This window comes from Paraburkholderia sediminicola (genome assembly GCF_046027355.1).
GTDB classification, from domain to species: domain Bacteria; phylum Pseudomonadota; class Gammaproteobacteria; order Burkholderiales; family Burkholderiaceae; genus Paraburkholderia; species Paraburkholderia sediminicola_B.
Window position 1 is genome coordinate 11,257 of record NZ_JAQQEK010000051.1, and the last position, 17,010, is coordinate 28,266.

Here is a 17,010-nt window from a genome sequence, read left to right on the forward strand (position 1 = left end):
TCGTCTCGAACCGGCCCAGGCGGAGCCAATCTTGCTCCGCCGCGCCGGACAAAAAAAATGCGCTGCCGAAGCAGCGCATTTTTCAACCCGATAACGTCAGTGCGACGCCGTGGATTAGTTCCGACCCACGCTCAGTTCGCGCGCGCCAGCAGCAGCGCATTGGTGCGCTTCACGAAGCTCGCCGGATCGTCCAGCGCGCCGCCTTCAGCGAGCAATGCCTGATCGAACAGCAGATGGCACCAGTCGTCGAAGTTCGCACTGTCCGCGTGCAGCCCCTTCACCAGCGCGTGCTCCGGATTCACTTCGAGAATCGGATGGAACGACGGCGCTTGCTGGCCCGCGGCCTTCAGCATGCGTTGCAGATAGCCGCTCATTTCGCCGTCGTCGGCAACGAGGCAAGACGGCGAATCGGTCAGGCGGAACGTGAGACGCACGTCCTTGGCCTTGTCCTTCAGCGCTTCCTTCATCTTCTCGACGAGCGGCTTGAACTCTTCGCCGACCTTTTCCTGCGCCTCTTTTTCTTCGTCGTTCAGCGCGCCCAGATCGAGGTCGCCGCGCGCCACGCTTTGCAGCGGCTTGCCTTCGAATTCGTTCAGGAACGACAGGATCCACTCATCCACGCGATCGGTCAGCAGCAGCACTTCCACGCCCTTCTTGCGGAACACTTCGAGGTGCGGGCTGTGGGTCGCGGCCTGCCAGGTGTCGGCGGTCACGTAGTAGATCTTGGTCTGCTCGGGCTTCATACGCGCGACGTAGTCGGCCAGCGACACGGTCTGTTCCGGCGTGTCCGTATGCGTCGACGCAAAACGCACGAGCTTCGCGATCCGCTCGCGATTGGCGAAGTCTTCGCCGATGCCTTCCTTCAGCACCTGGCCGAATTCCTTCCAGAAACCGGCGTACTTTTCCTTGTCCGCCTCGTTATCCGAGTTGGCCAGCTCTTCGAGCATCGACAGCGAACGCTTGGTCACGCCTTCGCGAATCGCCTTCACATCGCGGCTTTCCTGCAGGATTTCGCGCGACACGTTCAGCGGCAAATCCGCCGAATCGACCACGCCCTTCACGAAGCGCAGATACGCGGGCAGCAGTTGCTCGGCGTCGTCCATGATGAACACGCGCTTCACGTACAGCTTCAGGCCGCCGCGATAATCGCGATTGAACATGTCGAACGGCGCGTGGGTCGGCACGTACAGCAATTGCGTGTACTCGCTGCGACCCTCGACGCGGTTATGCGTCCACGTGAGCGGGTCCTGATGATCGTGCGAGAGGTGCTGATAGAACTGCTTGTACTGTTCGTCGGTGATGTCGTTCTTCGCGCGAGTCCACAGCGCGCTGGCCTGATTGACGGTCTCGTCCTCGTCCTTCGTGACCATCTCGCTCTTTTCCGCGTCCCACTCTTCCTTCTGCATCAGGATCGGCAGCGCGACGTGGTCCGAGTACTTCTGGATGATCGATTTCAGACGATGCGACGACAGCAGGTCGTCTTCATCGGCACGCAGATGCAGCGTGATGGTCGTACCACGCGCGGCGCGCTCGATCTGCTCGACCGCGAAATCGCCTTCGCCCGCGCTTTCCCAGCGCACGCCTTCCGAGGCCGGCAAGCCGGCGCGGCGCGTTTCGACCGTGATCTTGTCCGCGACGATGAAGCCCGAATAGAAGCCCACGCCGAACTGGCCGATCAGCGCCGCATCTTTCTGCTGGTCGCCGGAGAGCTTGCCGAAGAATTCCTTGGTGCCCGAGCGCGCGATCGTACCGAGGTTGGCGATCGCTTCGTCGCGGCTCATGCCGATGCCGTTGTCGTCGAGCGTGATGGTGCGCGCGGCTTTGTCGTACGACACGCGAATCCGCAGGTTCGGATCGTTTTCGTACAACGCGCTGTTTTCGATTGCTTCAAAGCGCAGCTTGTCGGCCGCGTCGGACGCGTTCGAAATCAGTTCGCGCAGGAAAATTTCCTTGTTGCTGTACAGCGAATGGATCATCAGGTGCAGAAGCTGTTTCACTTCTGCCTGAAAGCTCATGGTTTCTTGTGCCATGGTCGGACTTCCTCTCTGTTGCGAATGGGGGTTCAAGTCGGGCGCGGCGCCGTGCGTTGCGGTTCGCCGGCGACGTCGGCGTGACGCCGGTGAGCCGCCGCCGCTGGGCCGAAGCGCCGGCCGCCGGATTGTCCGCCTAATTGGGGGCAAGCCGGCGCGGTTTCAAGAGGCGCGGCGCGCCACACTGTCGAGATAACGGCACAAAAAAGTGGCCAGCTCGGGATCGCCGCAGTTGGCAATATTGAAGCGCATCCAGGTGGTCGACGACTGCTGCGGGGAAAACAGGCTGCCGGGCGTCAGCAGAAAGCCGGCTTCGTGGCCGGCGGCCGCCAGCGCGTCGGCATCGACGCCCGTGTCGGCCCACACGAACATGCCGGCCATGGGCGTCAGGAACAGCTTCAGGCCGGTCTTCTCCAGCATCCGCACGGATTTCTCACGCACGCCGTCGAGCCGCACGCGCAGCCGTTCGACATGCCGCCGGTAGTGGCCTTCGGTCAGAATCTTGTACAGCACACGCTCGTTCAGTTCCGGGCTCGTCATGCCGACCAGCATCTTCTGGTCGCTGACCGCCGTGGCCACTTCAGGCGCGCAGGCAACGAAACCGACCCGCAGATTCGGCGCGAGCGTCTTCGAAAAACTGCCGAGGTAGATCACGCGCTTCAACTGGTCGAGGCTCGCGAGCCGCGTGCCGGGATAGCTCGGCGGGCACAGATCACCGTAAATATCATCTTCGACGACGATGAAATCGTACGCTTCGGCGAGGCGCAGAATGCGGAACGCCTGGGCCGCCGTGAGCGACGTGCCGGTCGGGTTCTGCAGCACCGAGTTGATCACCAGCATTTTCGGCCGCCACGTCTGCACGAGCGACTCGAGCGCGTCGAGGTCCGGGCCGTCCGGCGTGTAGGGCATGCCGACCAGCCGCGCGCCCTGCGAGGCGAAACGCCCGAACATCTGAAACCACGCCGGATCGCCGACGATCACCGCATCGCCCGGCTTCACGTAGATGCGCGAGATCAGGTCGATGGCCTGCGTGATGCCGGACACCATCACGATCTGATCCGGCGACGCGCCAATCTCCAGTTCCTCGAGCCGCGTCTGCAACTGCTGGCGCAGCGGCAAGAAACCCTGCGGCGTGCCGATGCCGAGCATCTGCGCGCCGCTTTGCCGGCCGAGCGTGCGCAGCGCGTTGGTGATCAGGTCACCGTCGAGCCAGCGCGCCGGCAGATAACCCAGGCCGGGACTGCGTTCGGGCCGCGCGCCGGTGTGCAGCATGTTGCGCAGCAGCCAGACCACATCGATCGTGGCGGGCGCCGGCGCGGCCGCCGTAAGCGGATGAATCTCGGCGGTGGCGCTGGCTGCGGCGCCCAACCGCTCGCGCACATAGAACCCCGAGCCGCGCCGCGACTCGAGAAAACCTTGCGCCACCAGCCGTTCGTACGCCTCGACCACCGTGAAGCGCGACACGCCCTTGTCGAGCGCGAGCTTGCGGATGGACGGCATGCGCATGCCGGGGCGGAACACGCGCTCCTCGATGCGGCGGCGCGCCCACTGGACGAGCTGCTCGACCAGCGTCAGCGAGGCAGTATCGTGCGGGGCGGGAATCTGGGCGAGCGGGACGGACATGACGGGCTCCAACTGTACCGAACAGTATCGAGTCGATTGTACCGTTACTGTGCCGGTCAGGGTCGTTACATTTGAGATAAGTAAAGGATGGAATGCGGCACGGCAAGCCTCACGACGCCCACGCGCTCTCCGGCAAAACCCTGCCGAACACCCATCCGCATGGCCCGCCGATCTGGCAAACGGTTATGCTTACGGCCCCGGCAGCGTTGCCGCGACACCCGGCACGCTCCGGTTTACCGCAGAAACCGTTTCCCCGATCCGTCATGACTGCTCATCCGCTCCGCCTCGATCACCTCGTGATATCCGCCCGCACCCTTGACGAGGGCACGCAGTACGTCGCCGACACGCTCGGCGTTGCACCGTCCGGCGGCGGTGCGCATCCGCTGATGCGCACGCACAACCGCCTGCTGAACCTGTGGGGCGGTGTGTATCTGGAAGTGATCGCGGTCGATCCGCAGGCCACTGCGCCGGCCGACGGCAGCGCGCCGCGCCCCCGCCTGTTCGCCCTCGACGACCCGGCGACGCACGCGCGGCTCGAGAACGGACCGTATCTGTCGCACTGGGTCGCCCGGGTCGAGCGGCCAAAACACCTGCCGACGTGGCAGGCGCAGTACCCGCAGCGCATTCCTCCTGTCGTGCCGATGACGCGCGCCGATTTCACGTGGGGCCTGACCGTGCCCGACGACGGCGCGTTCCCCGCCTGGCAAGGCATCGGCGACGGCGTGCTGCCTTCGCTGATCCAGTGGGACACGACGAGGCATCCGTCGACGGCCTTGCCGGAAACGGAGATTTCGCTGAAAGCGTTGACAGGCGCACACCAGCAAGCCGACACGGTGGCGGCGCAACTGCGCTGGCTCGGCGCGGCGCATCTGATCGAGTTGCAGCCTACGGAAGGCGCGCCGGCGCTCGTCGCCGAATTTGAAACACCCGACGGTCTACGGACCCTTAAATAAGCAGCGCGCGCGGGTCGCCGACTCGCGCGATAATTGAAGTTTGACCGGTTCCAGTACCAGCAGAGGAGACCATGGACCAAAGCGACTTGAAAGCCCCCACGTGGCAATTGTCCGAACGCGCACGCAAGCTCACGAGCTCGGCGATTCGCGAGATTCTGAAGGTCACGGAGCGGCCCGAAGTCATTTCGTTCGCGGGCGGCCTGCCCTCGCCGGCGACCTTCCCGGCCGAACGCATGCGCGCGGCAGCGGACCGCATTCTGCGCGACGAACCCGCCGCGGCGCTGCAATACAGCGCGACCGAAGGTTTTCTGCCGCTACGTGAATGGATCGCCAAGCGTTATTCGGTGAACGGCGCGCAGATTCGTCCGACTCAGGTGCTGATCACCACCGGCTCGCAGCAGGCGCTCGACCTTCTCGGCAAGGTACTGGTGTGTCCGGACAGCCCCGTGCTGGTCGAAACGCCGACCTACCTCGGCGCGCTGCAATCGTTCTCGATGTACGAGCCGCGTTACGTGCAAGTGCCGACCGACGAACAAGGCCTCGTCCCCGAAGGGCTCACGCCTGACCTGACGGCCGGCGCGCGTCTGCTGTATGCGCAACCGAATTTCCAGAATCCGACGGGCCGCCGCCTGCCGGTCGAACGCCGCCGCGCGCTCGCCGAGTTCGCGAAGACCGCGCCGTTCCCGGTGATCGAAGACGACCCCTACGGCGCGCTCGACTACGCGGGCGAACCGCTGCCCACCATGCTGTCGATGGCGCCGGACCACATCGTCCATCTCGGTTCGTTCTCGAAGGTGCTGGCGCCGGGCCTGCGGGTCGGCTACATCATCGCGCCCGAAGAGTTGATCTTCAAACTCGTGCAAGCCAAGCAAGCCACCGATCTGCACACGCCGAGCTTCACGCAGCGCATCGTGTACGAAGTGATCAAGGACGGCTTCCTCGACACGCACGTGCCGACTATCCGCGAACTGTATCGCGATCAATGCGCGGCGATGCTGGCCTCGCTCGAACGCTACATGCCGGAAGGCGTAAGCTGGAACCGCCCGGAAGGCGGCATGTTCGTGTGGGTGAATTTGCCCGCGCAGATCGACAGCATGAAGCTGCTGGAAGAAGCTGTCGCGCAGAACGTCGCGTTCGTGCCGGGCGGTCCGTTCTTCGCGAGCGAAGCGCAACACAACACGCTGCGCCTGTCGTTCGTGACGGTGCCGCCGGCCAAGATCGACGAAGGCGTGTCGCGTCTCGGCGCGCTGATCCGCGCGAAAATCTAAACGCCGCCGCGCGCTTTTTTGCGCGCGATTTTCGCCCGGCCCGCATCCACCGAATTCCACTACTGACGAAGGACACACCATGGCTCAAACGAATATTTACGACAGGCTCGAGGAACTGGGCATCGAACTGCCGACCGCCGGCGCACCGGCTGCCGCGTATGTGATGAGCGCGCAAAGCGGCAACACGGTGTATCTCTCCGGACATATCGCCAAGAAGGACGGCAAGGTGTGGACCGGCAAGCTCGGCGCCACCCTCACCACAGAGGAAGGCAAAGCCGCCGCACGCTCGATCGCCATCGACCTGCTCGCCACGCTGCACGCGCACGTCGGCGATCTGAACCGCGTCACGCGCATCGTCAAGCTGATGAGTCTCGTCAACTCGACGCTCGAGTTCACCGAACAGCATCTGGTCACCAACGGCGCGTCCGAACTGGTCGCCGACGTATTCGGCGAACGCGGCAAGCATGCGCGTTCGGCATTCGGCGTCGCGCAGATTCCGCTCGGCGCGTGCGTCGAGATCGAGATGATCGCCGAAGTCGAGTAACGCAGTCGAAGCTGCCGGTTCATCCGGCACAGTGCAAGGAACGCGTCGCGAGGTGTCAGCCACCCGCGGCGCGTTTTGCATTTGTGACGAGGTAGATCGTTCCGTCGTCAACGGATAGAATCCGCCAACCCTATCCATCCGTTTGATTCGCTGGACCGCGCCCGATGCCCGCCCACACTGTCCGTTTCAAACAAGTCGACGTGTTCACGTCGGTGCCGTTCAAAGGCAATCCGCTTGCCGTGGTGTTCGATGCCGATGCACTCGATGCGAATCAGATGCAAGCCATCGCCCACTGGACCAATCTGTCCGAAACGACGTTCCTGTTGAAGCCGACCGACCCGGCCGCCGACTATCGTGTGCGCATCTTCACCACGCATGGCGAACTACCGTTCGCGGGTCATCCGACACTCGGCACCGCGCACGCGCTGCTCGAAAGCGGCTATCAGCCGAAGCAGGCCGGCAAGCTCGTGCAGCAATGCGGCGTGGGACTCGTCGAACTCGAGGCCTTGCCTGAATCGGAAGGCGCATGGGCCTTCGCCGCGCCGCCCGCGCGAGTCACGCCGCTTGCCGAGGACCGCCACGCAGCACTCTCTACGGCTTTACGTAGCGACGCAATCGATTTCAGCGCGGCGCCCTGCGCGGTCGACAATGGTGCGCCGTGGCTCGTGGTGCGCGTCAATTCGGCGCGTGAATGCCTCGCGCTCGAACCCGATGCCGCCGCGCTCACCGACATGGCGCGTTCGGTCAACACGCTTGGCCTCGCCGTCTACGGTCCGCACGAGGCCGGCGGCCCGGCCACTTTCGAGGTGCGCTGCCTGATGGCCGGCGGTGATTTCGGCATCGGTGAAGACCCTGTGACAGGCAGCGCCAATGCGGCGCTCGCAGGCCTGCTGAGCGCCCAGCAGTTGCGCCCGGGCACGCACTATTCAGCCCGTCAAGGCACCGCCCTGGGCCGAGCCGGCCAGGTTACCGTGCACTACGACGACGCACGCCGCAGGACATGGATTGGCGGCTCGTCGGTGACGATTGTCGACGGCACGTTTCGCCTGCCCTGATCGGCACGCCCCTTGCCTCGTTCATGTGTCAGGCACGCAATCGGAAGCGGCATAGGGTTCGCCCTGCCTGGCCGCGCTTGACCACGAAACGCCGCATCGTTTGCACTATTAAATGCGCCTTGCATTGGAAGAGGCCTGTTGAAGGCCTGGCACACCTGAATGCTGGCGCCCCTCGCCGCCGATTCCCGATGAAATACTCGAATACGACCGCGCTGTGGTGGCCTCAAGACTGCCCGCACAGGGTGCCAAAATCGCCGCGCGGGGCAGGTTGCCGCGCCCTCGTATACCCGATGCCCGGCCCCTTCCTTAATCCACTGGCATTAAGTAATATCGAGACGTACCCGATGACCTGCGGATGGTCAGGCACGGCGCCACGGTTTCTTCTTCTGCGCAGCAGTTCCGGCACCTTGGTCACCATGCAGCCACTCATGAAATCAGCGCAGTCGACGCTCGCTCGTTTGCAACCGGCCGGCACCCAGGCACGGGCCGCCCGATGAGTCAATCCCGCTTTTCCGACCAGCGCGAAGCCAAAGCCCGACGCGATCCCGCAGTGTCGCGCCGGCGCGCTTTGCTCGCGATTCCCGCGCTCGGCGTATTGGTCCTGATCCTGCTTTGGACGGTGATCTTCGCGCGTCTGTCGGTCGAGAAAGAAGCCACTTATCGTGAAGCCATGGCCTCTGCTGCGATTCTCTCCGCGGCGCTGGAGCAGCACACGGTCAAGGCGATTCACCAGGTCGATCAGATCACCCGCTTTGTCAAATTCGAGTTTGAGAAAACGCCGAATCATTTCGATCTCGCCAGCACGGTGGAAAAAGGCGTCGTGCAAAGCGAGACGCTGGTGCAGGTGTCGTTGATCGACGAACGCGGCACGCTGATCGCCAACACGGCCGAGCTCAATCCCAAGCGCATCGATCTATCCGACCGCGAACACTTCAAGGTCCACGAACACGAGAACGACGACCAGTTGTATATCAGCAAGCCGGTGCTCGGCCGCGTGTCCGGCCACTGGACGTTACAGATGACGCGGCGTCTGAATCATCCGGACGGCTCGTTCGCGGGCGTCGTGGTGGTCTCCGAGGATCCCAGCTATTTCACCACCGACTTCTACAACAACGCGGCCATCGGCCACGAAGGCGTGATCGCGGTGATCTCGGACAACGGCGCCGTGCTCGCGCGGCGCACCGGCAGCGCCGAAACCGCCAACGGCGCATTCTCGGCGAGCGGCTCGTATCCGACCTCGGAGCATGTGTCGGGCACCTACGTCGATTCGATCGACAACGTCACGCGCATCGTGTCGTACCGGCATATCGACGGTTATCCGCTCGGCGTGCTGGTGGGTCTCTCTCAAGCCGAAGAATTCGCCGACTACAACCACACGCGCAACGTCTATCTGCTGATGGCGGGCTTCATCTCGCTCGCCATGCTGAGCTTCTTCGCCGTGGCCACCGGCCTGATCGGCAAGCTGCTCGGCCGCGAGCGCGAGATGACGCATCTGGTCGAATACGATCTGCTCACCGGCCTGCGCAATCGCTATGCGACATTGCAGACCCTGCGGCACGACGTGGCGCAGCAGGCCAACCTCGGGCGCCTGGCGATTCTCTTTATCGACCTCGACAACTTCAAGACCGTCAACGACACGCTCGGCCACAACGCCGGCGACATCGTGCTGCAAATGACGGCCTCGCGACTCGCCACCGCGGTCGGCGAAGGCGGCGCGCTAAGCCGCATCGGCGGCGACGAGTTCGTCGTCGTGATCAAGGGCGACGACGTCGAGAAGCGCGCCGTCGCGCTCGCCGAAGCCGCGGCCGAAGCGTTCGCCAAGCCGTTCGATGTGCGCGGCAGTTCGTTCGTGCTGCATGCGAGCATCGGCATCGCGCTCTACTCGGTCGCCAACGAAAGCGAGATCGACCTGCTGAAAAAAGCCGACCTCGCCATGTACAGCGCGAAAGACGCGGGCAAGAACTGCTACCAGTTCTATTCGCCGCAACTGTCGCATCGCGCGGATCATTTGATGAAGTGGGAACAGCAGTTGCGCGTGGCGCTCGCCGAAGGGCAACTGTTCCTCGCCTATCAGCCGAAGATCGATCTGACGCGCCGCTGCATTACCGGCTTCGAGGCGCTGGTGCGCTGGAATCATCCGCAGCACGGTTTGATTCCGGCCAACGAGTTCATTCCGGTTGCCGAATCGACCGGCCTGATCGTGCCGATCGGCGACTTCGTGATCGAGACCGCCTGCCGGCAACTCGCGCTGTGGCAGCAACAGGGCTACGACACGCTGTCGCTCGCGGTGAATATCTCGGCGGTGCAGTTCTGGCGCGGCGATCTGTACGAAACGATCTCGCACGCCATCGAGGAGAGCGGCATCTCCGCGCGCCGCCTCGAGCTCGAAATCACCGAAACGGCGATGATGGAATATCCCGAACTCGTCTCGGAGAAGATCTTCGCGTTGAAGCGTCTCGGCGTGCGCATCGCACTCGACGATTTCGGCACCGGCTATTCGTCGCTGTCCTATCTGAACCGCTTCTCGGTGGACACGCTGAAGGTGGACCGTTCGTTCATCCAGGCAATTCCGGGCGACCGCAGCGTCTGCGTGATGGTCACCGCGATCGTCAATCTGGCGCGTTCGCTCGGGCTCACGGTGGTGGTCGAAGGCACGGAGACCGAAGAGCAGATTGCGTGGCTCGCCGCGCTCGGCCATATCGAGGCGCAAGGCTTCCTGTTCTCGCGTCCAGTGCCGGTGGACGCGATTCCGGCGCTGCTGGAACGCTTCGGCGTCTGCGGCATGACGGGCCGCCGCAGCGCGCACGAAGCCGACAGCACCAGCAGCGTGTCCAGCACCAACCCCTGAGCGCGGCGCCCGTTGCGGGCCGTCACGGGTCATCTACCCGCAGCGCCGCAAAACCGGCTACATTCTCGCAGTACTGCATCACAGCGCGATGCCGCCCGACGGCCGCGTCAAAACCACTAAACGATGATCTCAAAGGACGAGCGCCCGCGTGCCGGGCGCTCGTGGCGCCATGCAGATGATCACGAGCCAGGATGCTGCCAGACGAGGCGAACGGGAACCGCTGTGGACGCTGTTTCGGGTCGTATTCGGCCTGTCCGCGTTGTCATGGGGCGGCCTCGCGCTGATGGCGCAACTTGAAAACCATTATGTCGAACGCGAAGGACGTCTCTCGCGCGTCGCTTTCTCCGATCTGATCGCGCTCGCCTGGATGGTGCCCGGCCCGGTCGGCTGCAACGTCGCCGTGCAACTCGGGCATGCGCTGCGCGGACGCGCCGGCGCCTGGATCGCGGGCATTGCCAGCGTCCTGCCCTTCTTCATGCTGATGACGCTGTTCGCGATCTTCTATCGCACGCCGTTCGTGCGCGCCGCCGCCTCGCAAACCTTGCTCAATCACTTCAGCGTCGTGTTGGCCACGCTGATCGCGATCACCTGGTACAAACAGACGCGTGCCCTCGTGCGCGGCAAACTCGAATGGGTCGCGGCGGTGCTGGGTTGCATCGCGCTCTTCTATGCGCGCAGTCCGGCCGCTTATGTCGTGATGCTCGGGGCGGCCTTCGGCACCGGCTGGCTAGTGAGTCCGGTTCGGAATTCGCGCGTCGTCGTGTCGTTCGCGCGCGGCGACTGGCAGATGCTGACCGCCTTGAGCGTGTTCCTCGTGTTGTTTGCGATGCCGTTGCCGCATCGCTATGAACTGGCGCTGTTGTGGCCGCGGCTTGCGGGTGCCGGCATGACGTTGTTCGGTGGCGGCTTCTCAGCGTTGCCGGTGCTCAAGACGCTGTTCGTCACACCGGCGATCGGCGTCTCCGATAACGACTTCACGTTGGCGTTCTCGCTGTCGCCGCTGTCGCCCGGACCGCTGTTGAACGTGGTGCCGTTCTTCGGCTATCTGGTGGATGGCTGGGTGGGCGCGCTGATTGCCACGCTCGCGTTATTCGTGCCGTCGGGGTGTCTCGTCGTGCTGGCGCAGCGGCATTTGCATCAGTTGAAGGCCAATCCGCGCTTCGAGCACGGCATGCGGATCCTGCGCGCCGTCACCACCGCGTTTCTCGCGGTGGCCGTGCTGCGCATTGCCGCGCATGTGCCGTTCAAACCGGTTTATCTGCTGACGGCGCTGTTCTCCGCCATGTGCTTCGCCAAGCTGAAGGTGCCGGTGTACGTGGTGTACGGGACGGTGGCGGTGGTGTGCGGGCTGTGGCTCGCGTATGGCTCGCTGATTTAGACGGCGCAGCAGCGCTTCGCTCAATGATGACGAGGCTTCAAGGGTGCGCCGCGCGGCGGTGTCGCCACGCGGCTATCGGACTTCAAACGGGCAATTGTGGAATCGCGGAATCTCAGAAGCCGCGCGACAGCACCGCGACACCGATCGTCACCACGCCGAGCACGATATTGATCAGCACCAGACGACGGATCGTGCCGACGGCACGCGCGCCATCCGGCCATTTTTGCGCCTGCACCGCGCGGCGGATGCGCGGGAACACGGCGAAGCGGATGTGCCCGAAGATCAGCATCATCACGATGCCGAGGCCGGCCATGGCATGCAGCGGCCAGGTAGCGTGCCCGCCGCCGAATTGCATCAGCAGGAAGCCGCCGGTGAGGAGAATCACCAGCACGGAGGCGGCGACCCAATTGAAGAAGCGGCCGAACACCGATTCCCACAGCGGCAAGCGCAATTGCGGCGAGAGATCGGCAATGGCCGGACGCAGACAGAAATGCGCGAACACCATCCCACCTACCCACACGGCAACCGCGAGCAGATGGAGAAAGAGCGCGAGTTCGATAGCCTTGTTCATGTTGTTTTCCTCTCCCGACGACGCCACGCCGCTTATAACGAGCGGCTATTGAGCGCGTTCGACCGCGCGCCATGCACGCAGTTCCATCGCACTCGAGGCTTTCACGCCGTTTTTGTAGTTGTTATCGCAGCATATCCACCGTAATGGCGATGCTGCTCCCCGGTTTTGTACTACGCACGACAAGCGTCTCGCATGCTAGCAGACGCTTGCCGTGTTCCAGCGTCAAGCTTTGTCAAACGGCCAGCACCGGACGCATGCTTTCGAGCTTCATCTTGCTCTCAGGCGCGCGGCCCTTGCGCGCCCGCTTGCCGATATGCGGCGCGAGCGCGGCGCCGCTCACCTTCTCTTCATCGACGCGGCCGCCACGGCGCGTGCCGATCAACACGACACCCGCGTTATTGATGGCCAGCGCCTGCACCAGCGTTTCCTTGTCGTCGAGACCCATCAACGTGACGCCGCGGCCGCCGCCCGAAAGCGTCTTCATCTCGTCGAGGCCGAACACCAGCAGACGGCCGCCCGAGGAGAGACACGCAATGTGCGTCGCATCCGGCAGCATCGGCATCGGCGCGAGCGGCGCGGCGCCGGCGTCGATCGTCATGAACGACTTGCCGGCCTTCACGCGGCTCACCATGTCGCCGACCTTGGCGACGAAGCCGAAGCCGTTGCTCGAGGCAAGCAGCAGCGCCTGATCCGCGGACGCCGCGTAGTAATGCATCAGATGGCTGCCCGATTCCAGCTCGATCAGCGATGTGACCGGCACGCCGTCACCTCGGCCGCCCGGCAGCATCGCGACCGCGACCGAGTAGACACGGCCGTTGCTGCCCCACGCGACCAGCGTGTCCGGCGTACGGCACTGGAACGCCGCATAGAGCCCGTCGCCGGCCTTGAACGTGAAGCCCGCCGCGTCGAGTCCATGACCCTTCAGCGCACGCACCCAGCCCTTCTGCGAGACCACGACCGTCACCGGTTCGTCGACCACGCGCGCTTCGAACGTCGCGCGCTTTTCCTGCTGGATCAGCGTGCGGCGCTCGTCGCCGTACTGCTTGGCGTCGCCTTCGATTTCCTTGATGAGCAGGCGCTTCATGGCCGATTCGCTGCCGAGCAGTTCTTCCAGCTTGGCCTTCTCGTCTTTCAGTTCGGCGAGTTCCTTCTCGATCTTGATCTTCTCGAGCCGCGCCAACTGACGCAGACGGATTTCAAGAATGTCCTCGGCCTGACGATCGGACAGGCCAAACGCGGCCATCAACGCGACCTTCGGTTCGTCCGATTCGCGGATGATGCGGATGACTTCGTCGATATTCAAAAAGACGATCATCCGGCCTTCGAGGATGTGAATCCGGTCGTCGACCTTTGTCAATCGATGCCGCGTGCGGCGCGTCACCGTGGCGAAGCGGAACGCGATCCACTCGTGCAGGATTTCGCTCAAGCCCTTCTGACGGGGTCGGCCGTCGCCACCGACCATGACCATATTGAGCGACGCATTCGATTCGAGGCTCGTGTGCGCGAGCAGCGTGTTCACGAAATCGGTCTGATCGATACGGCTCGACTTCGGCTCGAACACGAGCCGCACGGGCGCGTCCCGGCCAGACTCGTCACGCACGGCATCGAGCAGCGCCAGCATGGTCTGCTTGGTTTGCAGTTGTTCGGGGGTGAGCGCCTTTTTGCCGAGCTTGATCTTCGGGTTGGTCTGCTCCTCGATTTCTTCGAGCACCTTCTGCGCTGCGGTGTTCGGCGGCAGTTCGGTGATCACCAGTTGCCACTGACCACGAGCGAGTTCTTCGATCTTCCAGCGTGCCCGCACCTTCAGGCTGCCGCGGCCGCTTTCGTACGCAGCGGAAATCTCGGCGTCGCTCGAAATGATCTGACCGCCGCCCGGAAAATCCGGCCCGGCGATGTGTTGCATCAATTCCGCGTGTTCGATCTTCGGATTGCGGATCATTGCGACCGTCGCTGCCGCGACCTCGCGCAAATTGTGCGAAGGAATTTCCGTGGCCAATCCGACCGCAATACCCGATGCGCCGTTCAGCAACACGAACGGCAAGCGCGCGGGCAACAGCCTCGGTTCCTCGGACGAGCCGTCATAGTTCGGCATGAAATCGACCGTGCCCTGGTTGATTTCATCGAGCAGCAGCTTCGAGATCGGCGTGAGGCGCGCTTCTGTGTACCGCATCGCCGCTGCGCCGTCGCCGTCGCGCGAACCGAAATTGCCCTGGCCGTCGATCAGCGGATAGCGCATCGAGAAGTCTTGCGCGAGACGCACCAGTGCGTCGTACGCGGACTGGTCGCCGTGCGGGTGATACTTACCGAGCACGTCGCCGACCACGCGCGCCGATTTGACCGGCTTCGCGTTGTCGGAGAGACCCATGTCGTTCATCGCGAACAGAATGCGGCGCTGCACCGGCTTCTGGCCGTCGCACACATCCGGCAGCGCGCGGCCCTTGACCACGCTCACCGCATAGTCGAGGTACGCGCGTTCCGCATAGTTGCCGAGCGTGAGAAAGTCGCCCTCCGGGGGCGGCGGCTCGGTGAAAAGGTCGAGAGTGTTATCGTCGTCCATCTAGATTCCGTATCCGTGTTTGGCGTGAAGTTTTCGTGCGAAGTCAGAGCGCGGTCAGAACCGCGCGCTCAGATATCCGCTTCCACTTCGTTGCCCTTTTCTTCCAGCCAGCTGCGGCGCGACGCCGCTTCGCCCTTGCCCATCAGCATGGTCATGCGCGCGACCGTGGCGTCGTAGTCGAGTTCGCCGAGCGCCACCGGGCTCAGGCGCCGCGTGTCGGGGTTCATCGTGGTGTCCCACAACTGCTCCGCGCTCATTTCACCGAGGCCCTTGAAGCGGCTGATGGACCACTGCGTATCGCGCACACCGTCCTTGCGCAGCTTGTCGAGAATCGCTTCGAGTTCGCCTTCGTCGAGCGCGTATAGCTTCTGCGCCGGCTTCTTGCCGCGCGCGGGCGCATCGACCCGGAACAGCGGCGGACGCGCCACGCACACATGTCCGCGTTCGATCAACTGCGGGAAATGCTTGAAGAACAGCGTGAGCAGCAGCACCTGAATGTGCGAACCGTCGACGTCCGCGTCCGACAGAATGCAGATCTTGCCGTAGCGCAGATTCGACAGATCGACCTTGTCGTCCGGGCTGTGCGGATCGACGCCGATCGCCACCGAAATGTCATGCACCTCGTTATTGGCGAACAGGCGGTCACGCTCGGTCTCCCACGTGTTCAGCACCTTGCCGCGCAGCGGCAGGATGGCCTGGTATTCCTTGTCTCGGCCCATCTTCGCGGAGCCGCCCGCCGAATCGCCCTCGACAAGGAACAGTTCGTTGCGGCCGATTTCCGTCGATTCACAATCGGTCAGCTTGCCCGGCAACACAGCGACGCCCGAGCTCTTGCGCTTCTCGACCTTCTGCCCGGCGCGCGTGCGCGCCTGCGCCTGCTTGATGACGAGGTCGGCGAGCTTCTTGCCGTGCTCGACGTGCTGATTCAGCCACAACTCCAACGCCGGCCGCGTGAACGACGACACCAGCTTGACCGCGTCGCGGCTATTCAGGCGTTCCTTGATCTGCCCTTGGAATTGCGGATCGAGCACCTTCGCGGACAGCACGAACGACACGCGCGCGAACACGTCTTCAGCGAGCAGCTTGACGCCCTTCGGCTGCAGGTTGTGCAACTCGACGAAGCTCTTCACCGCCTGATACAGACCGTCGCGCAAACCGGATTCGTGGGTGCCGCCCGCGGGCGTCGGAATCAGGTTGACGTACGACTCGCGCGTGAGCGTCCCTTCCTCGCTCCACGCGACGACCCACGCGGCGCCCTCGCCCTCAGCGAACGTCTCTTCGCTCGCGCGCGAGTTTTCGGCATAGCGCTCGCCCTCGAACAGCGGAATCAGCAGATCGCCGCCGTTCATGCCTTCGAGCAGATAGCCGCGCAGACCGTCTTCGTATTTCCAGCTTTGCTGTTCGCCGGTTTTCTCGTTGATCAGCGTGACTTCGACGCCCGGCAGCAGCACCGCTTTCGAGCGCAGCAGACGTTGCAGTTCGCCGAGCGGCAGGTTCGGCGAATCGAAGTACTTGGGATTGGCCCACGCCGTGACGCGCGTGCCGGATTTCTTGTCGCCTTTCGTGGCGGGCCGCACTTCGAGTTCCTTGGCGACGTCGCCATTGGCGAAACTCAGTTCGGCGATCTTGCCGTCGCGCCACACGGTGACGTCGAGGCGCGTGGACAGCGCGTTGGTGACGGACACGCCGACGCCGTGCAAGCCGCCCGAGAACGTGTACGCGCCGCCGGCGGCTTTGTCGAACTTGCCGCCCGCGTGCAGGCGCGTGAAGACGATCTCGACGACCGGCACGCCTTCTTCCGGATGCAGGCCGAAGGGAATGCCGCGGCCGTCGTCTTCGACCGAGACCGAATGGTCCGCGTGCAGCGTGACCGTGATTTGCCGGCCGTAGCCGCCGAGGGCCTCGTCCGACGCGTTGTCGATGACTTCCTGAATGATGTGCAGCGGATTCTCGGTGCGGGTGTACATCCCGGGCCGTTGCTTGACCGGCTCCAGGCCCTTCAACACCTTGATCGACGCTTCGCTATACGCGGCGTTTGGCTTTTTCGTAGACATGGTTGACTCGGGTGCGTCGGTTCATCGTTGTCCACAGGTCCTGTTCACAGGTCTGTGGACAATGCGTTGAGTTTTCAAAAAAAGCGAAACGAAACAACGGGGTTAGGTGGGGTGCCCGCAGTGCGGGCA

11 protein-coding genes are annotated in these 17,010 nt (G+C 63.7%); 6 read left to right on the forward strand and 5 right to left on the reverse strand.

Going from position 1 to position 17,010, the window contains the following annotated elements:
* Nucleotides 1-131 precede the first annotated feature (131 nt).
* Together htpG and PQR42_RS42280 are read right to left on the reverse strand one after the other, a co-directional pair.
* On the reverse strand, nucleotides 132-2,030 hold the full coding sequence (htpG, locus tag PQR42_RS42275) for a molecular chaperone HtpG (protein ID WP_408210259.1): 1,899 nt from the start codon (nucleotides 2,028-2,030) through the stop codon (nucleotides 132-134).
* Between the two features lie 162 nt (nucleotides 2,031-2,192).
* Nucleotides 2,193-3,653 (reverse strand): aminotransferase-like domain-containing protein, encoded by a 1,461-nt coding sequence (locus tag PQR42_RS42280; protein ID WP_408392963.1) that lies wholly within the window; start codon nucleotides 3,651-3,653, stop codon nucleotides 2,193-2,195.
* Between the two features lie 263 nt (nucleotides 3,654-3,916).
* On the opposite strand from PQR42_RS42280, the gene PQR42_RS42285 reads away from it, so the two are divergent.
* The 6 genes from PQR42_RS42285 (at nucleotide 3,917) to PQR42_RS42310 (ending at nucleotide 11,699) form a co-directional block, all read left to right on the forward strand.
* Entirely contained in the window at nucleotides 3,917-4,606 is a 690-nt protein-coding gene (locus PQR42_RS42285) for a VOC family protein (protein WP_408392960.1), read from the forward strand.
* Between the two features lie 71 nt (nucleotides 4,607-4,677).
* Nucleotides 4,678-5,874, forward strand: coding sequence for an aminotransferase-like domain-containing protein (locus PQR42_RS42290; RefSeq protein ID WP_408392957.1), 1,197 nt, complete (start codon nucleotides 4,678-4,680; stop codon nucleotides 5,872-5,874).
* Nucleotides 5,875-5,953: 79 nt separating this feature from the next.
* Nucleotides 5,954-6,418 carry a RidA family protein gene (locus PQR42_RS42295; RefSeq protein WP_132375398.1) on the forward strand — a complete coding sequence of 155 codons (465 nt, stop codon included), beginning with the start codon at nucleotides 5,954-5,956 and terminating at the stop codon, nucleotides 6,416-6,418.
* 164 nt (nucleotides 6,419-6,582) lie between these two features.
* Nucleotides 6,583-7,473: a PhzF family phenazine biosynthesis protein gene (locus tag PQR42_RS42300; protein ID WP_408392954.1), complete on the forward strand. Its 891-nt coding sequence runs from the start codon at nucleotides 6,583-6,585 to the stop codon at nucleotides 7,471-7,473.
* 493 nt (nucleotides 7,474-7,966) lie between these two features.
* Nucleotides 7,967-10,321: a bifunctional diguanylate cyclase/phosphodiesterase gene (locus tag PQR42_RS42305; protein ID WP_408210243.1), complete on the forward strand. Its 2,355-nt coding sequence runs from the start codon at nucleotides 7,967-7,969 to the stop codon at nucleotides 10,319-10,321.
* A 169-nt stretch (nucleotides 10,322-10,490) separates the two neighbouring features.
* Nucleotides 10,491-11,699, forward strand: a complete 1,209-nt coding sequence (locus PQR42_RS42310; RefSeq protein ID WP_408392985.1) for a chromate transporter — start codon at nucleotides 10,491-10,493, stop codon at nucleotides 11,697-11,699.
* Nucleotides 11,700-11,811: 112 nt separating this feature from the next.
* On the opposite strand, the gene PQR42_RS42315 is transcribed toward PQR42_RS42310, so the two are convergent.
* From PQR42_RS42315 to PQR42_RS42325, 3 genes are all read right to left on the reverse strand, one after another.
* Complete coding sequence (locus PQR42_RS42315; RefSeq protein WP_012432243.1) at nucleotides 11,812-12,270, reverse strand: CopD family protein; 459 nt, start codon at nucleotides 12,268-12,270, stop codon at nucleotides 11,812-11,814.
* A gap of 232 nt (nucleotides 12,271-12,502) precedes the next feature.
* Nucleotides 12,503-14,827: a DNA topoisomerase IV subunit A gene (gene parC, locus PQR42_RS42320; RefSeq protein ID WP_408392951.1), complete on the reverse strand. Its 2,325-nt coding sequence runs from the start codon at nucleotides 14,825-14,827 to the stop codon at nucleotides 12,503-12,505.
* Nucleotides 14,828-14,895: 68 nt separating this feature from the next.
* Entirely contained in the window at nucleotides 14,896-16,881 is a 1,986-nt protein-coding gene (locus PQR42_RS42325; protein ID WP_408210238.1) for a DNA topoisomerase IV subunit B, read from the reverse strand.
* Nucleotides 16,882-17,010 lie beyond the last annotated feature (129 nt).